Here is a 22,988-nt window from a genome sequence, read left to right as displayed (position 1 = left end):
GATCTATAGAACACTGACAAAATAGGACCCCGACAATGAAACTGAGCGATTTTGATTTCGATCTGCCGGACTCGCTGATCGCCGTGCGCCCCGCGCGGCCCCGCAGTTCGGCAAAGCTGTTGGTGGCTGGCGGTGATGGGACGCGCGATTTGCGCGTTACAGACCTCGTATCGGTGCTGCGGGCGGGCGATCATCTGGTGCTAAACGACACAAAGGTGATCCCCGCTCGGCTGGTCGGGGAACGTATGCGCAAAAGTACGGATGGTGCGGGTCTGGCCAAGATCGAAGTCACGTTGCTGGAACCGCAGGCGGACGGCACGTGGGCTGCGTTGATCAAGCCGCTGCGCAAAGTGCGCGATGGGGAACGTGTGGTGTTTTCTGACGATCTGTCGGCAGTGTTGGTGCACCGCTTTGATGGGATGGGGTATCTGGACTTTAACGTCACTGGTGATGATTTTGATGCGGCGTTGAACGCGGCGGGCGCGATGCCTTTGCCGCCCTATATTGCCGCCAAACGGCCAGCGGATGACCTTGATAAGGAGGATTATCAAACGGTTTGGGCGGCACGTTCCGGCGCAGTGGCCGCGCCGACTGCAAGCCTGCATTTTGAACAATGGTTGCTGGATGATTTGGCGGCGATGGGCGTGAAATTCAGCTACGTGACGCTGCACGTGGGGGCGGGGACGTTCTTGCCGGTGAAGGTTGATGATGTGGCCGATCACGTCATGCATTCCGAATGGGGACAGGTCAGCGCGTTGTCGGCGTCCGACATCATGGCGACAAAGGCGGCGGGTGGCCGTGTGATCCCCGTTGGCACAACCGCGTGTCGTCTGATTGAAACTGCCGGGGCGTCTGGCACGCTTGCGGCGTGGGAAGGCGAGACGGATATCTTCATCACGCCGGGGTTCGAATTTCAGATCACCGACGGCTTGATGACCAATTTCCATCTACCAAAATCGACACTGATGATGCTCGTGAGCGCGTTGATGGGCTCGCAGCGCATCAAGGACATTTACGCCCATGCGATTGCCAACGAATATCGGTTCTTCAGCTACGGCGATTCATCCATTTTACTGCCAAAGGATTAGCGGATGCCAATGAAGGTTGAACAGGTGCCGAACGTCATTCTTGGGCTGCGTTGGGGGGTGCTGGTATTGGCACTGATCGCGATGTTTGTGCTGGAATGGTCGGGGATGGCATTTGGGCTGATCGTTGTCGGATTGGGCCTGAGTATCGCGATGCGGTTCGCGCGGTTTCGCCACTGGATCGCGGCAAAGCTTACGACTGGCAAGTCCGATCAAGCCCTAAAATAAGTGCGCCAAGTCGCAGTGCTCGTTCACGGGGTCATACCTTTGCAATTACTAATGCGCTAGAAGCCGCTTGTGGCGCAAAATGACGGCTTGTGGCGGGAATTTGTCGCCTTTAGAGCCGACGCAAATTGACGACGGGTGCATGTCTTAGCCAGCGGATCGTTAAAGTCTGAAAAGGGCGCAGGATGCTTAAGGTTTTGGTAGGGTCATGGGCACTGTTCCTTGGCATGTTTATGTTGATGGTCGGCAACGGTTTGCAAGGCACATTGCTGGGTATCCGTGGCGGGCTTGAGAACTTTTCGACCTTTCATATGTCGATCATCATGTCGGCTTATTTCCTTGGGTTCTTGGGTGGGTCACGCCTCGCGCCGGAAATGATCCGCAGGGTTGGGCACGTGCGGGTGTTTGCCGCGCTTGGGTCGACGGTTTCAGCCGTTTTGATATTGTACCCTGTGTTGATCGAAGTCTGGGCATGGACGCTTGGCCGTGTTGTCATCGGGTTCTGTTTTTCTGGCGTTTATGTAACGGCGGAAAGTTGGCTTAACAACGCCGCAACCAACGAAAACCGCGGCAAATCGCTTAGCGTATATATGTTGGCGCAGATGTCGGGCATCGTTGTGGCGCAGGGTATTCTTAGCATCGGTGACGTTGGCGGCTTTGTGTTGTTCATCATCCCGTCAGTTCTGGTGTCGCTGGCCTTTGCGCCGATTTTGTTGTCGGTGTCGCCGACACCCACCTTCGAAACCACACGACCCATGAGTATCCATAATCTAGTAAAAACATCGCCATTTGCCTCTGTGGGGATGTTTTTGCTGGGCGGTGTGTTTGCGGCGCAGTTTGGTATGACGGCGGTTTACGGCACGCAAGCGGGGCTGAGCGTCGGGCAGATTTCGCTGCTCGTCTCCGTGATCTATATTGCGGCATTGACTGCGCAGTATCCGATCGGCTGGGCGTCAGACCGGATGGATCGACGGATACTGATCATCGGGGTGGCCACATTGGGTGGCGTGGGGGCGTTGCTGTCCGCCATGTCGGGTGGAGATTACTATATCATTCTGATCGGAGCCGCTATTGTCGGCGGCACGTCGAACCCGCTTTATGCGCTCTATATTGCTTACGCCAACGACTTTCTAGAACACGAAGACATGCCAGCAGCCTCTGCCGGATTTATCTTTATCAACGGTGTTGGCGCGATCATGGGTCCGATCTTGCTGGGCTATGTTATGGGTGTCTTTGGTGAGGCTTATTTCTGGGTTGTTGTTGCGCTGTTGATGTTGGCGATGGCTGCTTATGGATTGGTGCGTATTTTGCAACGGCCAAGTGATACTGCCGTTGAGGATCAGGTGTCGTACTCTCCGGTTATGGCCAGCGCGTCGCCTGTCGCCATGGGGGTTGCGCAAGAGATTTACATCGAAACTGATCTGGAAGACCAAGCGGCAGAGGCCCAGTAAAATTCCTAAAGGTTGCCAGAGCTTATGGTTTCTGTAACGGTTAGATTTGGGGCATGAGATGGGATTGAAAGGGACGACGATGGTCACTCCTGAACAGGTATTATCGTATTGGGTCGATGAAGTCGGGCCCGTTGGTTGGTACAGCGGCAGCGCCGAACTTGACGACGAGGTACGTGAGAAATTTGCCACCACTTGGCGTGAGGCGCGCATGGGCGCCTGTGGGCTTTGGTTGACGTCACCGGTTGGAATCCTTGGCTATATCGTGCTGGCCGACCAATTGCCGCGCAATATGCATCGTGGTCATGCAGATGCCTTTGCGACAGATAAAAGCGCGCGTGCGGCGGCTAAGATTGCCATTGAACGCGACTGGGATTTGCGCATCCCCGAACCCGTACGCCAATTCTTTTATATGCCTTTGATGCATTCCGAAAACCTGATTGATCAAGACCGATGCTGTCGGTTGATGAAAACGCGGATGCCGGAAGGTGGGCCAGACAGCTTGCGCCATGCCCGCGTACATCGTGAGATTATTCGCCAGTTCGGGCGGTTTCCATTTCGCAACGAAGCCCTTGATCGCGCGACCACATCTGCAGAAGCGAGCTGGATGAAAGACGGCGGATACGCATCGGCACTTCGGATTGTTGATGCGAAAACACCCGCCTAAAGTGAGCCTTTAACTGGATCGTAACGGGCTTTGATGCTGGTTCGCCGTTGATCGGCAATGGACAAGCATGACTAAACCAGAAAAGATTTAAGCAGGCGCGCCTGTGTCTTGGCAGGACATTCGTGGGGACGATGCTGGCGATCTGATGCTGACCACGCAGATTATGAATGTGATGGAGCAGGGGATTACCGTCTGGTCGCCTGATGGCACCTGTGACTTGAACAACACCCGCGTTTTCGACGTGCTTGACCTTGATCGTGATGCCATCAGGATCGCCAGCAAGCTGAATGATTCACTCCGAACTGATAGCTGGTTAGTCTAATATAATATCGCCTATATTTAAGACGTTCAACGACAATCATGGCTATGAGGCGAGTGATATAGTGCTACGCGCACTGGCTGAACGAATGGTTGCTGTGATGCTTGATGACGCGGTTTGTGTCCGTACCGGCGGCGAGGAATTTGCGCTGCCGTTGCCCAAAGCCGATCTGGACGAAGCGGTCGCCCGTGCCGAACGTCTGCGCAGCGATGTTGCAGCCATTGAGGTGCGGATTGCACTCGGGCCACTGCCATGCGTCACTATCTCGTCGGGTGTGGTGGCCTACACAGGTAATTCCACTCCGCCGAGCGTTCTGATGAAGTGCGCGGATGAGGCGCTTTGCGTCGCTAAAGCAGGGGAGGGCGCATCCGCGTCGAAGTCGCAAAATCCTAGCTTACCCAAGCTGTGTCGGCGACGCATAGCTGAATTGACACCGGGTCACTGGTTCTGATCTGAAATTTAGTTTAATACTAAACTAAATTCGGATAAGGAGGATTCCAGCTTGGCCCAGAACGCAGCAAAACAGTTTGATATGATCGTAATCGGTGCAGGCCCTGGTGGGTATGTGGCGGCTATTAGAGGCGCGCAATTGGGGCTGAAGGTCTGCGTTATTGAACGCGAAAGTCTGGGTGGGATTTGCCTGAATTGGGGATGTATCCCGACCAAAGCAATGTTGCGCAGCGCCGAAGTGTTCCACCTAATGCACCGCGCCAAAGAATTTGGCCTGTCTGCAGACGGTATTAAATTCGATCTTCCAGCCGTCGTGAAACGTTCACGCGGGGTTGCGGGGCAATTGTCAGGGGGCATTGGCCACCTTTTGAAAAAGAACAAATGCAGCGTCATCATGGGTGAAGCGAAAATTACCACCAAGGGAAAAGTTTCGGTTAAGACTGACAAGGGCGTTGAAGAATTGACCGCCAAGAACATCGTCGTTGCGACCGGCGCGCGCGCGCGCGAATTGCCAGGACTTGAGGCGGATGGCGATCTGGTCTGGACCTACCGCGCGGCGTTGGAACCGGTGCGCATGCCAAAGAAGTTGCTGGTCATCGGATCGGGTGCAATCGGCATTGAATTTGCAAGCTTTTACAACACCTTGGGTGCGGACACGACAGTGGTAGAGGTCATGGATCGTGTTTTGCCTGTTGAGGACGCTGAGATTTCGGCCTTCGCAAAGAAAGCCTTTGTTAAGCAGGGCATGAAAATAATGGAAAAGGCGATGGTCAAACAGCTCGATCGTGCCCCCAACAAGAACGGCGGCGGAAAGGTGACGGCGCACATCGAAGTCGGCGGCAAAGTCGAGAAGATGGAATTTGACACTGTCATTTCCGCTGTTGGTATTGTCGGGAATGTCGAAGGCCTTGGCCTGGAAGAGGTCGGTGTGAAGCTTGATCGCACGCATGTGGTGACGGACGAATATTGCCGTACTGGTGTGGATGGAATTTATGCCATCGGCGACATCGCGGGCGCGCCTTGGTTGGCCCACAAAGCATCCCACGAAGGCACCATGGTGGCCGATCTGATCGCTGGCAAATCAGCGCATCCGGTGAAGCCCGAAACCATTGCTGGCTGCACCTACTGCCACCCGCAGGTTGCATCCGTTGGTTACACCGAAGCCAAGGCCAAAGAATTGGGATATAAGATCAAGGTTGGTCGCTTCCCGTTCATTGGCAACGGCAAGGCGATTGCTTTGGGTGAGGTCGATGGCATGGTAAAGACGATTTTCGATGCCAAAACCGGTGAACTTTTGGGCGCGCACATGATTGGTGCAGAAGTCACCGAACTAATCCAGGGCTACGTCATTGGTCGCAAGCTTGAGACCACCGAAGAAGACTTGATGGAAACCGTTTTCCCGCACCCGACTTTGTCGGAAATGATGCACGAAAGCGTTCTGGATGCCTATGATCGCGTTATTCACATGTAAATTGCAGAAGCGATTTACATGTGTGCGAGGCAGAGATTGGCAAAGCCAATAGATTTCGCGCATGTTTCAAGGACCCACCACTTTCCAGAAGGGCACCTGCAACGGTGCCCTTTTTCGTGTCTTGCGCGGCCGTGCGCACAGGCGTAGCCACGCGCCATGAGAGATTTTAAAACCAAGTGGCCGTTGATTTTACTGTTGTGGACCACAGGCCTTTTGGCCGCTGCGCAATTTGGCAAACTGACACTGACGTTGGGGGCGCTGCAGGCTCTTTATCCAAACGGGTCGGTGCCTTTGGCGGTTTCAGGCGTGTCGATTGTTGGTATTTTGGGCGGCGCGCTGGCGGGCTTTTTTGTGTCTAAAATCGGTGTGCGACGGGCGGTTTTGTGGGCTGTTGTCATGTCGGCGGCGCTGTCAATCTTACAAGATTTAGAGATGCCGTTTGCCGCGTTCATGGCGACCCGGGTGCTGGAAGGGTTTGGACACTTACTATTGGTCGTGGCCCTGCCGACTATGATGGTGGCCTTGGCAAAACCATCCGACAAAAGTGTCGTAATGGGAATCTGGGGCACGTTTTTTGGCGTAAGTTATGCGGTGCTGGCCTTGATCGTGCCGGATGTTCAGGCATGGGGCGGTGTGCACGCGGTTTATCTCGGGCATGGCCTGTTGTTGGCGATTCTGTTTCCGGTTTTGTGGTGGATATTGCCGCGGGTGATGGCAGGCGGCGGCGCGATGCCCAATGTCGTGGCCGTTCACCGCGCGATATATTCAAGCCCGCGGTATTTTGCGCCGGGATTGGGACACGGAATTTACACGTCGATCTTTATTGCATTGGTGGCATTCCTACCATCGGCGTTAAACGCAAAATGGCTGACGGCAGTTTTGCCGCTGGCAAATCTGTCTGGCACGTTTGTCAGCGGCTTTGTTGCCCGCAAAATCGCGGCATCAAAATTGTCGGTTTGGGGGTTTGTTGTGGCAGGGGTTTTGTTTACGGTCATGGGTGCAACGGGATCCATCGTGGTGGCACTTTGCGCGATGTTTGCAACGGGCCTGACAGCGGGCGCGAATTTTGCTGCCGTACCGGAATTGAACGACGCGCCGCGCGATCAAGCCCGCGCAAACGGGGCCATGGCGCAGCTCGGAAATATTGGCACGTTCAGTGGCACGCCGATCTTCGCACTGGTTGCGGGCAGCCTTTGGGGGATTGCCGGGGTCAGCATCGCAATTTGCATCGCGGGCGCTGTCTTTTCGGGGCTGGCTTACCGCGCCGCGCGCCAAGCTGCGCCCCGCGCCGTACCAATATCAGCAGACATCGGTTAATTCTTCCATATGTTCGCATTATGTTCTAGATGGGGGCTGGTCACAGCGAGTTGGGTCACTATGTGGTAGGAAGAATTATGGGGTTATGACATGGCTGAGCTGAAAAATATCGAAGTACGCGGTGCGCGCGAACATAACCTCAAGAACATCGATGTTGATATTCCTCGTAATAAACTCGTTGTTATTACGGGGCTTTCTGGATCGGGGAAGTCATCGCTGGCCTTTGATACGATCTATGCCGAGGGGCAGCGCCGGTATGTAGAATCGCTTTCGGCTTATGCGCGTCAGTTTCTTGATATGATGGGAAAACCGGATGTGGATCACATTTCCGGTCTGTCGCCTGCGATTTCGATTGAACAGAAAACGACATCGAAGAATCCGCGATCGACTGTCGGTACGGTGACTGAAATTTACGACTACATGCGTTTGCTGTTCGCACGCGTCGGCACGCCGTATTCGCCGACGACCGGTTTGCCAATTGAAGCCCAACAAGTGCAGGACATGGTGGATCGCGTCATGGCTATGGAGGAGGGGACACGAGGGTTCCTTTTGGCCCCGATTGTGCGCGACCGCAAAGGCGAATATCGCAAGGAATTTCTTGAGCTTCGCAAGCAGGGATTTACGCGGGTCAAGGTGGATGGGGAGTTCTATGAGCTTGATGAACCGCCCACGTTGGACAAAAAATTCCGCCACGACATCGACGTGGTTGTGGACCGCATCGTGGTCCGCGAAGGTTTGGAAACACGGCTTGCCGACAGTTTCCGCACAGCACTTGATCTGGCGGATGGCATCACGGTTCTTGAGACTGCGCCAAAGGAAGGTGAGGCTGAGCGGCTCACATTCTCTGAGAAGTTTGCCTGCCCCGTGTCAGGATTCACCATTCCCGAGATTGAGCCGCGTCTGTTTTCGTTCAACGCGCCGTTTGGGGCTTGCCAATCCTGTGACGGGCTCGGGGTTGAGCTGTTTTTTGATGACCAACTGGTGGTGCCGGATCAAACGCTAAAGATTTACGACGGCGCCTTGGCCCCGTGGCGTAAAGGCAAAAGCCCGTATTTCCTGCAAACGATTGAGGCGATTGCCAAGCATTATGAATTCAACGGGAACGACCGCTGGAAGGATTTACCGGCGTTTGTGCAGCAGGTATTCCTGCATGGGTCAGGCGATGAGGAGATTAAATTTCGCTATGACGAAGGCGGGCGGGTCTATGAAGTGTCCCGCTCTTTCGAGGGCGTGATCCCGAATATGGAACGTCGCTACCGTGAGACGGACAGCAGTTGGATTCGCGAAGAATTTGAACGTTATCAAAATAATCGGTCCTGTGGCACCTGTGGGGGATACCGTCTACGCGAAGAGGCATTGGCGGTGAAAATCGGCGGTCTGCATGTTGGTCAAATTGTACAGATGTCGATCAAAGAAGCGTATGAATGGTGCAAATCGGTGCCTGACGCGCTGAGCAAGCAGAAGAATGAGATCGCGGTGGCGATCCTGAAAGAAATCCGTGAACGGCTTGGGTTTCTGAACAATGTTGGCCTTGAATATCTGTCGCTGTCGCGCAATTCGGGCACCTTGTCGGGTGGCGAAAGCCAGCGGATCAGGCTTGCCAGCCAAATCGGGTCGGGCTTGCAGGGTGTGCTGTATGTGCTTGATGAACCGTCGATTGGGTTGCACCAACGCGACAATGACCGTCTGCTGACAACGCTAAAAAACCTGCGCGATCAAGGTAATACTGTGATCGTCGTCGAACATGACGAAGAAGCTGTGCGTGAAGCGGATTATGTTTTCGACATCGGACCGGGGGCGGGGATTCATGGTGGCCGCGTGGTTGCCAAAGGCACGCCAGCTGAAATTATTGCGAACCCTGATAGCATTACAGGGGATTATCTGGCGGGCCGTCGATCCATTGCGATCCCCAAAATCCGTCGTAGAGGTAACAAGAAGATAGTCACCGTCAAAAAGGCTAGCGGTAACAATCTTCAAGCGATCACCGTAGATTTTCCGCTTGGCATGTTTGTCTGCGTGACGGGTGTATCGGGTGGCGGTAAATCAACGTTGACGATTGAGACCTTGTTCAAAACGGCGTCCATGGCGCTGAACGGTGCGCGCCAGACGCCTGCACCGTGTGAGACGATAAAGGGGCTCGAACACCTCGATAAAGTCATCGATATTGACCAGCGCCCGATTGGGCGCACGCCGCGGTCCAACCCCGCGACCTATACCGGTGCATTCACGCCAATTCGCGATTGGTTCGCTGGATTGCCAGAATCAAAGGCGCGCGGATACAAACCCGGACGGTTTAGTTTCAACGTTAAAGGTGGGCGCTGTGAGGCGTGTAAAGGCGACGGAGTGATCAAGATCGAGATGCACTTTCTACCTGACGTTTATGTGGAGTGTGAGACCTGTAAAGGTAAACGCTACAACCGCGAGACGCTGGAAGTCCGGTTCAAAGGCATGTCAATTGCCGACATTTTGGACATGAATGTCCAAGAAGCACAGGTGTTCTTTAAGGCGGTACCGAGTATTCGCACCAAGATGGATGCGTTGGTGCGCGTCGGACTTGGCTATATTAAGGTTGGCCAGCAAGCGACGACATTGTCGGGTGGGGAGGCGCAGCGCGTGAAGCTGTCCAAAGAACTCGCCAAGCAGTCAACGGGTCGTACATTGTATATTCTTGATGAACCTACGACGGGTCTGCATTTTGAGGACGTTCGGAAACTGCTCGAGGTGCTGCATGAACTGGTTGAAGGCGGCAACACGGTTATTGTGATCGAGCATAATCTGGATGTTGTGAAAACTGCTGATCATGTGATTGATATTGGCCCCGAAGGTGGCGACAAAGGTGGTCAGGTTGTGGCTGTGGGCACGCCCGAAGAGATCGCTGAGGTCGAGGCATCCCACACCGGGCGCTATCTCAAACAGATGTTACTGCCCAATTCCGTCGCAGCAGAATAATCAGCTAGGGAGCTTGTCACGGGGTTGATCTCGGGGCTTGTCCATCAAATGCGGCAGCATGGCTGAAAAATCCATGCCGCCCATGCCGTGCAATTCCACGAAGTCGGCGTAAAGCTGCGTTGCGCGGGCCCCCATTGGCGTGTCGGCGTCAACAGCCTCGGCTGCTTGCTGGCTAAGGCGCAGGTCCTTAAGCATCAATGCGGCAGAAAATCCGGGCGTATAGGCATTGTCGGCAGGGCTGTTCGGGCCAATGCCGGGGGCCGGACAATAGGCATTCATCGACCATGAATAGCCTGACGATGTTGACACCACATCGAACATGGATTGGCGGTCAAGGCCAAGCTTGTCGGCCAGCGCAAAGGCCTCGCAGGTCGCGATCATCGTCGCGCCGAGGATCATGTTGTTGCATATTTTCGCCGCCTGTCCCGCGCCCGCGTCGCCGCAATGAACGGCCTTCTGGCCCATGATGTCAAAGAGGGGTTGCACGGTGGCGAAGGCGTCAGCGGGTCCGCCCGCCATAAAGGTCAGTGTGCCGTTTGCAGCCCCGCCCATGCCGCCAGATACGGGTGCATCAATTGCAAATAAACCCGCACCTTCAGCAGCTTGGGCGACATCGCGTGCTGATTGCACGTCCACTGTTGAGCAATCCAGATGCACCGCACCTTGCGTCATTGTGGGGTGAATGTCTCCCGCCACAGCGCGCAGAATATCCCCGTTGGGCAGCATGGTGATAACCACATTCGCATCCGCCACTGCGTCTTGCAGGCGTGGTGCGCAGGGGACGCCATCAGGTGTGGCAATGGGGTCAAACCCTGTCACGTCATGCCCCGCAGCGATCAGACAGCGCGCCATCGGTGCGCCCATATTACCAAGACCGATAAATGCGATTTTCATTTTGTTTTTCCTGTTAAATCAAGCGGCGGCTTGGCTGGATATGTCATCGCAACCACATCTGCGCCGGTAACGTCGCGCCAAGACGGGTGACGCCATTTTGGGGTTTTGTCACGATCAATAATCGCGGCGCGTATGCCTTCGATAAAGTCACCGCGTTCCATCGCGCGGGACGTGAAGCGGAATTCGTGCATCAAAGCAGCCTCAATCGTGTCGGTCATGCGGACTTTGTGGATCAAACCGACGGTGGCGCACAGGGATAATGGCGAATGGCGGTTCATCAGTTTTTGCGCGTGGACCAAAGCGTCTGGTAATTTAGCCGGCATAGCGCGCCAAATATCAGCGAGAGATTGGCCGCCAAAAACGGCATCGATATCGGCCTGCCATGTGGCAAGACGGGCGGCGGGCGGTGATTGTGCGGCGCGATCAACGGCGGACCAATCACCGGTTTCTGTCAGTCCTTTGATCAGGGTGGGCCATTCGATTTGCGGGATGAAATAGTCGGCAAAGCCCGTGTAGATGGCGTCAGCGGCGTCCATGCGATCAGCCGTGAGGCCAAGATATTCGCCCAAACGCCCGGGCGCGCGGGCGAGGATGAGCGATCCACCGACGTCGGGTACAAGGCCAATGGACACTTCGGGCATGGCGATCTGGCTGTTTTCGCAGACGATGCGATGCGATCCGTGGCAACCGACCCCGACACCGCCACCCATGGTAAAGCCCTGTAGCAATGTGACAACGGGCTTGGGGAATTGGAACAGTTTCGCGTTCATGCGGTATTCATCACGCCAAAAACGGGTCCCGTAGCTGTAATCACCCGCCGTTCCAGTTGCGTACATTTCCTGGATATCGCCACCGGCACAGAACGCTTTGTCGCCTGCGCCATCAATGATGAGAAGTGAGATGTCAGGGTTGTCCGCCCAAGTGTCGAGGGCGGTTTCGATCGTCAAACACATGTCCCACGTCAACGCATTTAATGCGTCGGCGCGGTTTAGTGTGATGCGGCCCGCGACGCCGTCCTTGCGGATGTTTATGTCGCTCATTTGATCAGATGCCGTGCAGTGATGACGCGCATAATTTCGTTGGTCCCTTCGAGGATTTGATGCACGCGCAGGTCGCGTACTATTTTTTCAATGCCATAATCAGCAAGGTAGCCGTAGCCACCGTGCAGTTGCAGGCATTGGTCGGCGATGCGTGATCCGGTTTCGGTGCACAGCTTTTTGGCCATGGCACAAAAGACCGTTGCGTCGGGGTCTTGGCAGTCAAGTTTCCACGCAGCTTGGCGCAGGAATGTGCGGGCGGATTGCATGTCAATTTCCATATCCGCAAGACGAAATTGCAGAGCTTGGAACTGGTCAAGCGATTGACCAAAGGCTTGGCGTTCGGCCATGTAATGAATGGTTTTATCGAGCGCGGATTGCGCTGCACCAATGGAACATGCCGCAATGTTCAAACGCCCCCCATCAAGGCCTTTCATTGCATATTTGAAACCTTGATCGATCACACCCAGCAAATTATCACCAGAAATATTGCACTTTTCCAATTGGACTTGGCGTGTGGGTTGTGAACGCCACCCCATTTTGTCTTCCAAGCCGCCAAAACTCACCCCCTCAGCGCCGCTTTCAACAACGAATGCCGAGATGCCTTTTGGTCCTGACACGCCCGTGCTGGCCATAACGATGTAGGCGTCGGAATAGCCGCCACCTGAGATGAATGCCTTGTTACCAGTCAGGGCGTATCCAGTGTCTGTGACGTCCGCTTTGGTCTTAAGGGATGCTGCGTCCGACCCGCTGGCGGGTTCGGTCAAGCAGTAGGACAGGATGGTTTCCATTGAAAGAACTGTCGGCAGAAAACGGGCCTTCATCGCTTCTGAGCCGAAGTCGTCGATCATTTTTGCACACATATTGTGGATCGACAGGAATGCGGCGACGGATGCACAGGACGCAGATAGCGCCTCGAAGACCAGCGTCCCATCAAGGCGGGTCAGCGCGGTACCGCCAGACGCCTCAGACACGTAAAGCCCACCGAACCCGAGTTCTGCAAGCTTGGGCCATAGATCGCGTGGGATTATGCCCGCAGCGTCCCAATCGCGGGCATGCGGCGCGATGTGCTCTGCGCCGAACGCGTGGGCCATGTCATAGATGGCAGCTTGTTCTTGCGATAGCGCGAAATCCATGTCTACAGGTCCTCACTGAATTCAGCGATAAGGTGGTCGACGACGGCATTCATTTTGGCTGACGTATCGCCGTTCGTCGCCGCAAACACCGCGCGTTGGCGGTCGCTGCTGGTGCCGCCGGTGATAATGTCACGCAGGCCTTCTAGGGCGGTGGTGCATTGCAAAATATCTGCGTCTTTTTCGACCAAGGTAAGCAATTCATCAAATAGATCGGCGAATGGCACGATTTCCCCACGACCAAAGTCGATCAGACCTTTTGAAATGCCATACCGCTGCGCACGCCAGCGATTTTCCTGCACTAAAAAGCTGTCATATTGCCGCCAGCGCTGGTTTTTGATGCGCAGCCGCCACAGCATCCGTGTCAGACACTGCACCAAAGCGGCCAACCCGACTGTGTGGCTAAGACGTGGGGAAACATCGCATATTCGCGTTTCCAGCGTCGGAAAATTGGCCGACGGGCGCAGATCCCACCAGATTTTTGAACTGTCTTCGATCACGCCAAGATCGACAAGCGCTTGCACGGAACGTTGGTATTCGCCCCAGCTGGTCAAGTTGGGTGGCAAACCCGTACGGGGCAGATTGTCAAAGACCGACAAACGGTAGGATGCAAGGCCCGTGTCGTCGCCCTGCCAAAATGGGGAGGACACTGAGAGCGCCAAAAGATGCGGTAGGAAATAGCTGAGTTGTCCCATCAGATCAGCCCGCAGCGCATCGTCATCCAGCCCAACGTGGACATGCATGCCACAGATCAACATGCGCCGACCGACGCCGCCAAGATCATCCTTTAGCTGGTTGTAACGGTCTTCGTTGGTGTGGCTCTGGTCTTTCCAATCCGCCGACGGATGGCAGGACGCGGCAATCGGGGCGAGGCAGTATTTTGCCGCGCAATCGCGGATCGTGCGGCGCAGGTGTGCGAGATCATCAAACGCTTCGTTTGCCGTGGCGCAGATACCGGTGCCGACCTCAATCTGACATTGCAGGAATTCGGGACTGACTTTGCTGCCGAGCGCGGTTTCGCATTCTACCATGAGAGAACCTGGTACTGTCGCCAGTGCGCGGGTTTTCACATCAACGAGGAGGTACTCTTCCTCAACTCCAATGGTGAAATTCGGTTCAATCATGTCTTAGCGTGACCCGAATTGGCGGTGACGTCTAGCTAAAGAAGGCGGACTTGTGTCCCTGTTTGCACGACTGCGAACAGCTCTGCTATATGATCGTTGTAAAGGCCGATGCAACCGGACGAGCTTTGGCGGCCAATTTTGCGCGTGTCGTGCGTTCCATGTATTAAGTAAGCTGGCCAATCAAGGTACATCGCATGGGTTCCTAGTGGATTTCCCGGCTCACCTGACTCCATCATTTGGGGCAGGGTAGGATCGCGTTCACGCATGGATTGTGTGGGCGTCCACGTGGGGCCAACACGTTTGCGCACAATTTCGGAATATCCACGTCGTGTTAGTTCCTCGGACATTGGCACTGAGGACGGGTACAATCGGTAGCTGCCATCGGACCCCCAATAGTGCAGCGCACGTGACGTGATGTCTGCCAATATCGCGCCATTGCCCAAAGTGGAAAAATGATCCTGCCAGTCTTGCGCGGCGAAGGACGACGAATTGCGGTCCGGCGCTTCTTGTGCGTTCACAACGAGCGGGGTCGCAAGGGTAGCTGCGGCGCCAATAATAAAGCTGCGTTTGGTCTGCATAAGGGTCTCCATCCGTGTGTTATTTAAGCATTCACACGGATGGGCTGTTGGATCAAGCCACGTCAATTCACGCCTACGTGAATCCGCGCATTACCCGACGGTGATCGAGCCGCGCATATTGCCGTGTGGGCGGCAGCGGTAGGAGAATGAGCCAGTGCCGGAAAACGTCTGGCTGGCCGAGCCAGCGGGGCGGATCAGGCCAGTATCGAACGTGTTGCCACTGTCTTCCCATGCACTATGAGATGTGCTGTCGTCGTTAACCCATGTCACTGTGTCGCCAGCAGCGATTGTCAGATCGGCGGGGGAAAACGCGAAATTCTTGATGGTAACGGTATGCGTTGTTTGCGCCTGAGCGGCCAGAACAGGCAGGGCGGCAAGTGTTGCGGCGCCTGTGCGGAGGAAATTGCGACGGGTGGTGGTCATGATGTATCCTTTCAAATATTGGACCCGCCCAAAATAGACGGATTGTATGCGCAACGCATGCTGCGCGCATTTGGTTTCGTATATCTGCAAAAACTGTTGAAGCGTTCAGAAAGAAAGACCTTCACGAAACGTTTTTATGTGTGCAAGCAGATCGTTGCGCATGCCACCCAAAATGGCGAAGGCCTGTTCTCGGGTGTTGCAGACACGAACTAAGATCGTGCCAGATCCTTCCCAAAGTTTACGCACCATTTCCGCCATTTCAGTATGCGAACCGGACGGCGCGTGAAAAACGTTCATCAGTCCCCCCTCGCTGCTGGGGTGAACATCGACAAGTATAGCCATCAATTTAAGGAATTTCGGGTAGTCAACTTCATAACTGGTGATCTGGCTAAAGTCGAAAAATGCGGCTGGCCATGCTCCAACGCGGGTTCGCGTGAGAATTCCCGCAGGGCATTCGTGATCTCATCGAAGGTGACACGCCCGTGATAGCGAATGTAATATAACTGTGAATTCGAAAAAAAAGCGTACACAACAGGCATTTTTTACCTTCAAATTTACCCCCCTTCGGAAAACAATCCGAAGGGGGGTAAAACAATGGGGCGGACGCGATGATCAAACGAAAAGATTAGTCCATTGCTTTAAAGTTGAATTCGCCACCTTGTTTGATGCCAGACGGCCAGCGCGAGGTTACGGTTTTCGTACGTGTGTAGAACTTGAACGCGTCAGGGCCGTGTTGGTTCAGGTCGCCAAAGACGGATTTTTTCCAGCCGCCGAAGGTGTGATAGGCCAGCGGCACGGGGATCGGAACGTTGATGCCGATCATGCCGACGTTGACGCGGCTGGCAAAGTCACGCGCGGCGTCGCCGTCGCGGGTGAAAATCGCAGTGCCGTTGCCCATTTCGTGATCCATCGCGAGACCCAGCGCTTCTTCGTAGGATGCGGCGCGCACGCAGGACAGGACGGGTCCAAAAATCTCTTTCTGATAGATTTCCATGTCTGGTGTGACGCGGTCAAACAGGTGTGGGCCAACGAAAAAGCCGTCTTCATAGCCTTGCAGTTTGAAGCCGCGACCATCAACCACAAGCTCAGCACCTGCATCAATTCCACCTTCTATCATCTTGAGAATATTCGCTTTTGCGGCTGCGGTCACGACCGGACCGTAGTCAACATCATCGCCACCTGTGTAGGGGCCGACACGCAGTTTTTCGATGCGTGGGATCAGCTTTTCGATCAGACGGTCCGCAGTTTCTTCGCCCACGGGGACAGCAACAGAAATCGCCATGCAGCGTTCACCCGCAGCACCGTAGCCTGCGCCGACCAGTGCATCAGCCGCTTGATCGAGGTCAGCATCAGGCATGATGATCATGTGGTTTTTCGCGCCGCCAAAACACTGGACACGCTTGCCGTTAGAACAGCCGCGACCGTAGATATATTCAGCGATTGGGGTGGATCCGACAAAGCCGATGGATTGGATCGTGTCGTTGTCGATGATCGCATCGACTGCTTCTTTGTCACCGTTCACAACTTGGATGATACCGGCAGGCAGGCCGGCTTCTTCGAGCAATTCAGCAAGCATCAATGGCACGGACGGATCGCGTTCGGAGGGCTTTAGGATGAAGGCGTTGCCACAGGCGATGGCAGGCGCGAACATCCACATGGGGATCATTGCCGGGAAGTTGAATGGCGTGATTCCTGCAGTTACACCAAGGGCTTGGCGCATGGAGTAAATGTCGATTCCAGGGCCTGCACCGTCGGTATATTCGCCCTTCAGCAGTTCGGGCGCACCGATGCAATATTCCACAACTTCAAGGCCACGTTGAACGTCGCCTTTGGCATCGGGGATGGTTTTGCCATGCTCGCGCGATAGCGCTTCAGCGAGCTTATCCATGTCGCGGTTCAGTAAGCCCACGAAGGCCATCAACACGCGCGCACGGCGTTGTGGGTTCGTTGCAGCCCATTTGGGTTGGGCGGCGGCGGCGATTGTGACTGCGTGATCCAGTTCAGCAGCGGTGGCCAGTGGCACACGGCCCTGTACCTCGCCCGTTGCCGGATTGAAGACATCGGCGAAACGGCCAGATGTGCCTTTGACGTGTTCGCCGCCAATGAAGTGGGTGAATTCGGTTGTCATGATCAAGCTCCGGTTTTTGGGCGGTGACAGGCGTACACAGGGTGTACACAGCCTGTACACAGCACGTATGTACACGTTTGGATTTCTGACCACATCATAGCCTTGCGTTTTCGTCATGAAAAGACCCAGTATAACAAATTCATTTTGCAAAAATGCAAAGGCATCAACGGTAGAGGCCAATTATGACTCGATGGGACGATATGCGGGTGTTTCTGGCTGTGGCCCGCGCCGAAAGCTTAAGCCGTGCTGCACCGATTTTGCGCATGGACGCTGCCACAGTTGGCCGACGGATTGCGCGGCTTGAAGGCGAACTGGGCGCGGTGCTGTTCGTGAAATCACCGCAGGGCTACGCGTTGACCGACCTTGGCGCGCGGATGCGCGACCACGCGGCAGAGGCGGAAGCGTCAATGTTGTTGGCGATTGAAGAAGCCCATGGTGATCAGGCGGGGCTGACGGGGCAAATCAGGATCGGTGCGCCAGATGGTGCGGCGAATTACCTGCTGCCACAGGTTTGTGCGGCGATCGGGGCGGACAATCCAGGATTGGAAATCCAGATCCTTGCGCTGCCGCGCGTCGTGAACCTGTCCAAACGCGAAGCGGATATGGCGATCACGGTATCGCGACCGCAGGCGGGGCGACTAACCGTGCAAAAAGTGAGCGATTATCGCCTGCATCTTGCGGCACCGAAGGCGGCCCAGATTGACAGTCTCGCGGACCTAAAAGGCCAGCGGATCGTCGGGTATATCCCCGATATGATTTTTGATAAGGAATTGGACTATCTAGGTGATCTTGGGGCAGACGGTGTGCAGATTGCGTCTAATTCTGTTGCGGTGCAGGTGATGGCATTGCGGGCGGCTGCGGCAAATATTGAAAAACCTTGTGTGGGTATCGTGCACGATTTTGCGCTGCCGTTTGCACCCGAACTTAAACGGGTGCTCATGGATGAGGTGTCTTTGACGCGGTCCTTCTATCTGGTGCGCCATGCCAGTGATCGCACGTCCGACCGCCTGAACCGTTTTGCCGCTGCGTTACACAGCGGGCTGCGCGCTGAGATTTCGTGTCTTGAACGCAAGGTTGTTGACAGTCAAGGGGGCGGACGCGACACTTAAAGTTAACAAATTTGGTTCAATAGGCTGGGGAGCTTGCAATGATTGTTTCACAAATCCTTAAATCCAAAGCGACGGGTGGCGTGTTAACGCTGACGTCGGATGCTAATGTTGCGGATGCGGCGAGGATCATGTCCGAAAAGCGCATTGGTGCGGTCGTGATCAGCGATGACGGTGGCGCAACGCCAGCAGGAATTTTATCGGAACGCGACATCGTGCGCGAATTGGGCAAACAGGGCCCAAGCTGCATGGCCCTCGTGGTCAGCGATATGATGACCAAAAAGCTGGTGACATGCAGCCCGTCCGACACGACCGATTCAGTGCTGGTCAAAATGACCCAAGGGCGGTTTCGCCACATGCCGGTGATGGATGGCGGCAAGATGGTCGGCCTGATTTCTATTGGTGACGCGGTTAAGGCGCGGTTGTCGGAACTGGCGGCGGAACGCGACGCCCTGACCGGAATGGTGATGGGTCATTAGATCGCTTGCCTTTGGGCACGTGATCGGGTGTCTTGCGCCCAGATAAATTAAGGGGCCACCATGCGTATTGGGCTATATCCGGGGACGTTCGATCCTCTCACGTTGGGCCATCTGGACATTATCCTGCGCGCTTGTTCGCTAGTGGATAAGCTGGTCATCGGGGTCGCGATCAATCGCGATAAAGGGCCGTTGTTTAGTTTGGAAGAACGGGTGGCGATGATCGAAGCGGAATGTGCAGACCTGTCGGCGCAGACTGGATGCGAGATCGTGGCGCACCCGTTTGAAAACTTGCTGATCCATTGTGCCAAAGACGTTGGTGCCACGATCATCATCCGTGGGCTGCGTGCTGTGGCCGATTTTGAATACGAATATCAGATGGTTGGGATGAATCGCCAGTTAGACAACACTGTCGAAACAGTGTTCTTGATGGCCGAAGCCCAGCATCAGGCGATTGCATCAAAACTGGTCAAAGAAATCGCGCGGCTGGACGGTGATGTGTCAAAGTTCGTCACGCCTGCGGTGAACAAGGCCCTTGCAGCGCGGTTTCAGACTTAGATTGTTGCCTTTGGCATGCTTTTTGGCCCGCCACTGATGGCCCGCTGGGTAAAATTTCGGGACATCCATTTTTGATCGAACACCTTGGCCGTATACCGCGCGGGCTGCGATTTCGTTGCGTGTGCGAACGAATGCGGTCGGATTTGCAATGCGGTTTCGCAGGCTTGACGCCATGATCATTGGTTTTCCTGTTGGGGTTACTGTGTTTTTGTGATGTATACACAGCCACGGCACAGCGCAGGACGAGGCCCTTTTTTACGCTCATGGTGTTGAATTTACTGCATAGTTATTTTAAATCTTGCACAAAAAAATGCCACCCAGAAGGGTGGCCCTTAAACACATAAGGTTTTTTAGTTTATATCAGTTTGCCCATGACCACGGCCGTGTCGCCCATCCGGTTTGAGAAACCCCATTCGTTGTCGTACCACGTCAGGATGCGGCACATCGTTCCGCCCATGACCTTTGTCTGGTCGGTGGCGAAGGTCGACGAATGTGGGTCGTGGTTGAAATCGCAGCTCACCAGTTTGGAATCTGTGAAGGCCAGCACGCCTTTTAATGGACCGCTTTGGGCGGCGGCGCGGATGACGTCGTTGATTTCTTCAACCGACGTGTCGCGGGCGGCTTCGAAGGTGAGGTCGACGCAGCTGACATTCGGGGTGGGAACGCGGATCGCCACGCCATCAAGTTTGCCATCAAGTTCCGGCAACACCAGCCCGACGGCCTTTGCAGCCCCCGTGCTGGTCGGAATCATCGACAGGGCGGCGGCGCGGGCGCGGTAAAGGTCTGGGTGCATGGTGTCCAGCGTTGGCTGGTCGCCTGTGTAGCTGTGGATTGTTGTCATAAAGCCTTTGACGATGCCGATGTTGTCGTTCAGCACTTTGACCACGGGTGCGAGACAATTGGTGGTGCACGACGCATTGGATACGACGATGTCGTCCGCTGTCAGTGTTTTATCATTCACGCCGTAAACGATTGTCTTGTCAGCATTTTTGCCCGGCGCGGAAATCAGCACACGGGAGGAGCCGTTTTCGAGGTGGGCCTGACAGGCCTCCTTAGAGGTAAAGATACCCGTACATTCCAGCACGATGTCCACGTCGGCCCATGGCAGATCGGCAGGGTTGCGCATGGCGGTGACGGCCATCGGGGCGCGGCCCACATCAATTGTGGTGTCGGTTGTGGTGACGGGATATGGAAAACGGCCGTGAACTGAATCGTATTGTAGCAGATGCGCGTTGGTTTCCACGGGGCCAAGATCGTTGATCGCGATGACCTCAATGTCGGTACGGCCGGATTCGATGATGGAGCGCAAAACGTTGCGTCCGATGCGGCCGAAGCCATTGATTGCTACTTTGACGGTCATAGGAGCCTCCGAAATGTGGGTAAACGTATGTGGCGGCAGGGCGCGACCACTGTTGGCGCTAACATCCCCAAAAACGCGCAAAGGTCAACCCGTGACGCGGCCTTAGGTATCCACCGCACTGGTCCGCTTAGCGCCAGACTGCCATTTGATTGATCAGTCCAATCATTCTTTTGCCAAGAAAAACGCCAGTATTCATCTGCAGGACAAAGTGATCGAGCATGAAAAAGCCCACAATTAGCAGGGCGAGGCTGAGGGCGATCTTGGTGGTCATAGGGTTCTTTTACTGAGGTCGTATGGAATTGCCAAAGTAATCTGTTACCCGAATAGTTGATTGTGAATTTTGATAGCCAAATCCCAAATGAGGAGCAAAAATGTTACAATTTCCATCACAGCATCAGATTGAACGCCTCAGTGCGCTGGTTGGCCGGTACTTGAAGGGGCCGTACTGCGGTCCAAATTGTTTCGACGAGGAATTACCATTTATGGATGGTATTGCCGATAGTGTCAGGATCGCTTGCGCGAGCTTGTCGGTATCGAACCGCAGGCTTAGCCATCAACGGCGTATACCGCATGCAGTCCTAGGGAATATGACTCTTGCACTGCTGGCCCAAAAGGCGCGTTTGGGTGCTGCAGGCAATTTTGATGAGCTTCATGCAATTGTTGATGAATGTCGTGTGATCCATGGTGTCGGACCTTTACTGGTCTATGATGTTGCGTCTCGCATCGGAAATTTCCTAGGGCTTGAGCCTACGTATGTATATCTTCATTCGGGAACCGCGAAAGGTGCTAGGGCTTTTGGTCTTGGCGGCGATAAGATCGATATAAGCCAATTGCCTGAAGCGATTTCAATGAAATTGACTGCTGTCCAGACAGAAGACTTTCTTTGTATTTTCAAAGCAGAGTTGAGAGCGCTCAACTGGCCACTTGTCGAGGGTCACTAGTTCAACCGACCCATGTGTGCCGCGACGTCGGCCATGCGCACTGAAAAGCCCCATTCGTTGTCATACCACGCCAGCACGCGCACGGTGCGGCCGCCGACAACTTTGGTTTGATCGGGGGCAAAGATCGACGATTGTGGCGTGTGGTTGAAATCAATCGATACTTTGGGTTCAGGATCATAAGACATGACCATGCCCATATGACCCGCGCAGGCGTTCGCGACAGCAGCGTTAACGTCTTCGACGGTCACGGATTTTGCGGCCTCGAATGTGAGATCAACGGCGGACACGTTGGGTGTCGGAACGCGCAGGGCGGTGCCATCAAGTTTGCCTTCCATTTCCGGCAAGACAAGTGACAGCGCTTTGGCGGCCCCCGTGCTGGTCGGGATCACCGCAAGGGCGGCGGCGCGGGCGCGGTACAGATCATCGTGGCGCCGGTCCAGCGTCGGTTGATCGCCGGTATAGCTGTGGATTGTCGTCATGATGCCGCGTTCGATACCAATCGCGTCATTCAGGGTTTTGACCAGCGGCGCGAGGCAATTTGTGGTGCACGACCCGTTTGACACCATACGGTCATGGGCGGTGAGATCGCGGTGGTTCACACCGTAAACGATGGTGCGATCAACATTTGTAGCGGGCGCAGAAATCAACACTTTCCCCGCGCCGCGTTCCAGATGAACCGCCGACAGATAACCGTCATTGAATTTACCCGTGCATTCGAGGACCACATCGCATCCGTCCCAATCGAGTTTGTTCGGATCGTAGGTCGACATCATGTCAATAGGACCGCGCCCAAGGTCGAGTTTGCCGTCAATGACCGTGATGTCCCCCGCAAAGCGGCCATGCACTGAATCGTAGCGCAACAGGTGGGCGTTGGTTTCCACTGGACCCGTTGCGTTAATTTTAACGACTTGGATATCGTTGCGCGCGGCCTCGGCTATATGGGACAGCGTGCAACGACCAATGCGGCCAAATCCGTTGATACCAACTGTGACGGTCATGATAGCGGTTCCTTAATCGTCTAAAATCTGGCCTTTCTTAGGTTGGGTCAAACCTGATACCAAGGGAAATGTGTATTTTTTCAATATGTTAGCGATAACTGTGCGTGATGACCTCAGGTTTGCGCTAACAACCCGGCACACAGGTGCGAACGTTTGCGCTAACGTTCGATGACAACAAAACTGAACGTCCGGATGGAGAATCAGCTTGAGCAAAGCGTGGTGTTTCTGGGCCGCGTTTTGATTGCAGTCTGTTTTTGGTCGGCGTGGACCGTCGCTCGGGCCTTGCGGCTGCGGTGATGCG

At 54.9% G+C, this 22,988-nt stretch carries 24 protein-coding genes; 13 read left to right on the top strand and 11 right to left on the bottom strand.

Features of this window, described 5'->3' with window-relative positions:
• Positions 1 to 35 precede the first annotated feature (35 nt).
• From queA to uvrA, 9 genes are all read left to right on the top strand, one after another.
• Positions 36 to 1,088 (top strand): tRNA preQ1(34) S-adenosylmethionine ribosyltransferase-isomerase QueA, encoded by a 1,053-nt coding sequence (gene queA, locus OAN307_RS14525; protein ID WP_015500428.1) that lies wholly within the window; start codon positions 36 to 38, stop codon positions 1,086 to 1,088.
• 3 nt (positions 1,089 to 1,091) lie between these two features.
• The gene (locus OAN307_RS14520) at positions 1,092 to 1,313 is read left to right on the top strand and encodes a hypothetical protein (RefSeq protein WP_144055586.1); all 222 of its coding nucleotides are present in this window, start codon (positions 1,092 to 1,094) and stop codon (positions 1,311 to 1,313) included.
• 182 nt (positions 1,314 to 1,495) lie between these two features.
• The gene (locus tag OAN307_RS14515; protein WP_015500427.1) at positions 1,496 to 2,761 is read left to right on the top strand and encodes an MFS transporter; all 1,266 of its coding nucleotides are present in this window, start codon (positions 1,496 to 1,498) and stop codon (positions 2,759 to 2,761) included.
• Positions 2,762 to 2,840: 79 nt separating this feature from the next.
• Positions 2,841 to 3,425 (top strand): DUF924 family protein, encoded by a 585-nt coding sequence (locus OAN307_RS14510; RefSeq protein ID WP_044044783.1) that lies wholly within the window; start codon positions 2,841 to 2,843, stop codon positions 3,423 to 3,425.
• Positions 3,426 to 3,528: 103 nt separating this feature from the next.
• Positions 3,529 to 3,747, top strand: a complete 219-nt coding sequence (locus OAN307_RS14505) for a hypothetical protein (RefSeq protein WP_015500425.1) — start codon at positions 3,529 to 3,531, stop codon at positions 3,745 to 3,747.
• 1 nt (position 3,748) lies between these two features.
• Positions 3,749 to 4,195 (top strand): GGDEF domain-containing protein, encoded by a 447-nt coding sequence (locus tag OAN307_RS14500; protein ID WP_083903011.1) that lies wholly within the window; start codon positions 3,749 to 3,751, stop codon positions 4,193 to 4,195.
• A gap of 81 nt (positions 4,196 to 4,276) precedes the next feature.
• Positions 4,277 to 5,665 carry a dihydrolipoyl dehydrogenase gene (lpdA, locus tag OAN307_RS14495; RefSeq protein WP_044044779.1) on the top strand — a complete coding sequence of 463 codons (1,389 nt, stop codon included), beginning with the start codon at positions 4,277 to 4,279 and terminating at the stop codon, positions 5,663 to 5,665.
• Positions 5,666 to 5,821: 156 nt separating this feature from the next.
• Positions 5,822 to 6,982 (top strand): MFS transporter, encoded by a 1,161-nt coding sequence (locus OAN307_RS14490; RefSeq protein ID WP_044043805.1) that lies wholly within the window; start codon positions 5,822 to 5,824, stop codon positions 6,980 to 6,982.
• Between the two features lie 90 nt (positions 6,983 to 7,072).
• On the top strand, positions 7,073 to 9,931 hold the full coding sequence (gene uvrA, locus OAN307_RS14485; protein ID WP_015500421.1) for an excinuclease ABC subunit UvrA: 2,859 nt from the start codon (positions 7,073 to 7,075) through the stop codon (positions 9,929 to 9,931).
• Here the strand turns inward: uvrA and mmsB are convergent, their stop codons facing one another.
• The 8 genes from mmsB to OAN307_RS14445 form a co-directional block, all read right to left on the bottom strand.
• Complete coding sequence (gene mmsB / locus OAN307_RS14480; RefSeq protein ID WP_015500420.1) at positions 9,932 to 10,825, bottom strand: 3-hydroxyisobutyrate dehydrogenase; 894 nt, start codon at positions 10,823 to 10,825, stop codon at positions 9,932 to 9,934.
• Positions 10,822 to 11,865, bottom strand: a complete 1,044-nt coding sequence (locus OAN307_RS14475; RefSeq protein ID WP_015500419.1) for an enoyl-CoA hydratase/isomerase family protein — start codon at positions 11,863 to 11,865, stop codon at positions 10,822 to 10,824. The genes mmsB and OAN307_RS14475 overlap by 4 nt, the downstream gene beginning before the upstream one ends.
• On the bottom strand, positions 11,862 to 12,998 hold the full coding sequence (locus tag OAN307_RS14470) for an acyl-CoA dehydrogenase family protein (RefSeq protein WP_015500418.1): 1,137 nt from the start codon (positions 12,996 to 12,998) through the stop codon (positions 11,862 to 11,864). The genes OAN307_RS14475 and OAN307_RS14470 overlap by 4 nt, the downstream gene beginning before the upstream one ends.
• 2 nt (positions 12,999 to 13,000) lie before the next feature.
• Positions 13,001 to 14,119: a carboxylate-amine ligase gene (locus OAN307_RS14465; protein ID WP_015500417.1), complete on the bottom strand. Its 1,119-nt coding sequence runs from the start codon at positions 14,117 to 14,119 to the stop codon at positions 13,001 to 13,003.
• Between the two features lie 35 nt (positions 14,120 to 14,154).
• Positions 14,155 to 14,709 (bottom strand): L,D-transpeptidase, encoded by a 555-nt coding sequence (locus OAN307_RS14460; protein WP_015500416.1) that lies wholly within the window; start codon positions 14,707 to 14,709, stop codon positions 14,155 to 14,157.
• 78 nt (positions 14,710 to 14,787) lie between these two features.
• On the bottom strand, positions 14,788 to 15,120 hold the full coding sequence (locus OAN307_RS14455) for a plastocyanin/azurin family copper-binding protein (protein WP_015500415.1): 333 nt from the start codon (positions 15,118 to 15,120) through the stop codon (positions 14,788 to 14,790).
• A 105-nt stretch (positions 15,121 to 15,225) separates the two neighbouring features.
• The gene (locus tag OAN307_RS14450) at positions 15,226 to 15,417 is read right to left on the bottom strand and encodes a hypothetical protein (protein WP_144055585.1); all 192 of its coding nucleotides are present in this window, start codon (positions 15,415 to 15,417) and stop codon (positions 15,226 to 15,228) included.
• Positions 15,418 to 15,745: 328 nt separating this feature from the next.
• The gene (locus OAN307_RS14445) at positions 15,746 to 17,248 is read right to left on the bottom strand and encodes a CoA-acylating methylmalonate-semialdehyde dehydrogenase (RefSeq protein ID WP_044044778.1); all 1,503 of its coding nucleotides are present in this window, start codon (positions 17,246 to 17,248) and stop codon (positions 15,746 to 15,748) included.
• Between the two features lie 182 nt (positions 17,249 to 17,430).
• Between OAN307_RS14445 and OAN307_RS14440 the strand changes: the two genes are divergently transcribed.
• From OAN307_RS14440 to coaD, 3 genes are read left to right on the top strand one after another with little or no spacing between them, the layout of a single operon-like run.
• Entirely contained in the window at positions 17,431 to 18,357 is a 927-nt protein-coding gene (locus tag OAN307_RS14440) for a LysR family transcriptional regulator (protein WP_015500412.1), read from the top strand.
• 38 nt (positions 18,358 to 18,395) lie between these two features.
• Entirely contained in the window at positions 18,396 to 18,833 is a 438-nt protein-coding gene (locus tag OAN307_RS14435) for a CBS domain-containing protein (protein WP_015500411.1), read from the top strand.
• Between the two features lie 60 nt (positions 18,834 to 18,893).
• Complete coding sequence (gene coaD / locus OAN307_RS14430) at positions 18,894 to 19,388, top strand: pantetheine-phosphate adenylyltransferase (protein WP_015500410.1); 495 nt, start codon at positions 18,894 to 18,896, stop codon at positions 19,386 to 19,388.
• 355 nt (positions 19,389 to 19,743) lie between these two features.
• On the opposite strand, the gene gap (OAN307_RS14425) is transcribed toward coaD, so the two are convergent.
• The gene (gap, locus tag OAN307_RS14425; protein ID WP_015500409.1) at positions 19,744 to 20,748 is read right to left on the bottom strand and encodes a type I glyceraldehyde-3-phosphate dehydrogenase; all 1,005 of its coding nucleotides are present in this window, start codon (positions 20,746 to 20,748) and stop codon (positions 19,744 to 19,746) included.
• Positions 20,749 to 20,875: 127 nt separating this feature from the next.
• Positions 20,876 to 21,019 (bottom strand): hypothetical protein, encoded by a 144-nt coding sequence (locus OAN307_RS29010; RefSeq protein WP_187292468.1) that lies wholly within the window; start codon positions 21,017 to 21,019, stop codon positions 20,876 to 20,878.
• A gap of 100 nt (positions 21,020 to 21,119) precedes the next feature.
• Here OAN307_RS29010 and OAN307_RS28065 point away from each other — a divergent pair, with 100 nt between their 5' ends.
• Entirely contained in the window at positions 21,120 to 21,689 is a 570-nt protein-coding gene (locus OAN307_RS28065; RefSeq protein ID WP_015500408.1) for a hypothetical protein, read from the top strand.
• Here OAN307_RS28065 and gap (OAN307_RS14415) read toward each other — a convergent pair.
• On the bottom strand, positions 21,686 to 22,687 hold the full coding sequence (gene gap, locus OAN307_RS14415; protein ID WP_015500407.1) for a type I glyceraldehyde-3-phosphate dehydrogenase: 1,002 nt from the start codon (positions 22,685 to 22,687) through the stop codon (positions 21,686 to 21,688). The genes OAN307_RS28065 and gap (OAN307_RS14415) overlap by 4 nt on opposite strands.
• Positions 22,688 to 22,988 lie beyond the last annotated feature (301 nt).

It is taken from the genome of Octadecabacter antarcticus 307, assembly GCF_000155675.2.
GTDB classification, from domain to species: Bacteria; Pseudomonadota; Alphaproteobacteria; order Rhodobacterales; family Rhodobacteraceae; genus Octadecabacter; species Octadecabacter antarcticus.
Note: the sequence above shows the minus strand (reverse complement) of the source record. Positions and strands in the feature narration are given on the sequence as shown.

Excerpts from the sequence above, each read along its gene's own strand:
- OAN307_RS14460 (WP_015500416.1), bottom strand. The coding sequence starts at position 14,709 with ATGGAGACCCTTATGCAGACCAAACGCAGCTTTATTATTGGCGCCGCA.
- OAN307_RS14445 (WP_044044778.1), bottom strand. The coding sequence starts at position 17,248 with ATGACAACCGAATTCACCCACTTCATTGGCGGCGAACACGTCAAAGGC.
- uvrA (WP_015500421.1), top strand. The coding sequence starts at position 7,073 with ATGGCTGAGCTGAAAAATATCGAAGTACGCGGTGCGCGCGAACATAAC.
- OAN307_RS14435 (WP_015500411.1), top strand. The coding sequence starts at position 18,396 with ATGATTGTTTCACAAATCCTTAAATCCAAAGCGACGGGTGGCGTGTTA.
- mmsB (WP_015500420.1), bottom strand. The coding sequence starts at position 10,825 with ATGAAAATCGCATTTATCGGTCTTGGTAATATGGGCGCACCGATGGCG.
- OAN307_RS14465 (WP_015500417.1), bottom strand. The coding sequence starts at position 14,119 with ATGATTGAACCGAATTTCACCATTGGAGTTGAGGAAGAGTACCTCCTC.
- OAN307_RS14470 (WP_015500418.1), bottom strand. The coding sequence starts at position 12,998 with ATGGATTTCGCGCTATCGCAAGAACAAGCTGCCATCTATGACATGGCC.
- OAN307_RS14510 (WP_044044783.1), top strand. The coding sequence starts at position 2,841 with ATGGTCACTCCTGAACAGGTATTATCGTATTGGGTCGATGAAGTCGGG.
- OAN307_RS28065 (WP_015500408.1), top strand. The coding sequence starts at position 21,120 with ATGTTACAATTTCCATCACAGCATCAGATTGAACGCCTCAGTGCGCTG.
- coaD (WP_015500410.1), top strand. The coding sequence starts at position 18,894 with ATGCGTATTGGGCTATATCCGGGGACGTTCGATCCTCTCACGTTGGGC.
- lpdA (WP_044044779.1), top strand. The coding sequence starts at position 4,277 with ATGATCGTAATCGGTGCAGGCCCTGGTGGGTATGTGGCGGCTATTAGA.
- OAN307_RS14440 (WP_015500412.1), top strand. The coding sequence starts at position 17,431 with ATGACTCGATGGGACGATATGCGGGTGTTTCTGGCTGTGGCCCGCGCC.
- gap (WP_015500407.1), bottom strand. The coding sequence starts at position 22,687 with ATGACCGTCACAGTTGGTATCAACGGATTTGGCCGCATTGGTCGTTGC.
- gap (WP_015500409.1), bottom strand. The coding sequence starts at position 20,748 with ATGACCGTCAAAGTAGCAATCAATGGCTTCGGCCGCATCGGACGCAAC.
- OAN307_RS14490 (WP_044043805.1), top strand. The coding sequence starts at position 5,822 with ATGAGAGATTTTAAAACCAAGTGGCCGTTGATTTTACTGTTGTGGACC.
- OAN307_RS14520 (WP_144055586.1), top strand. The coding sequence starts at position 1,092 with ATGCCAATGAAGGTTGAACAGGTGCCGAACGTCATTCTTGGGCTGCGT.
- queA (WP_015500428.1), top strand. The coding sequence starts at position 36 with ATGAAACTGAGCGATTTTGATTTCGATCTGCCGGACTCGCTGATCGCC.
- OAN307_RS14475 (WP_015500419.1), bottom strand. The coding sequence starts at position 11,865 with ATGAGCGACATAAACATCCGCAAGGACGGCGTCGCGGGCCGCATCACA.
- OAN307_RS14455 (WP_015500415.1), bottom strand. The coding sequence starts at position 15,120 with ATGACCACCACCCGTCGCAATTTCCTCCGCACAGGCGCCGCAACACTT.
- OAN307_RS14450 (WP_144055585.1), bottom strand. The coding sequence starts at position 15,417 with ATGAACGTTTTTCACGCGCCGTCCGGTTCGCATACTGAAATGGCGGAA.
- OAN307_RS29010 (WP_187292468.1), bottom strand. The coding sequence starts at position 21,019 with ATGACCACCAAGATCGCCCTCAGCCTCGCCCTGCTAATTGTGGGCTTT.
- OAN307_RS14515 (WP_015500427.1), top strand. The coding sequence starts at position 1,496 with ATGCTTAAGGTTTTGGTAGGGTCATGGGCACTGTTCCTTGGCATGTTT.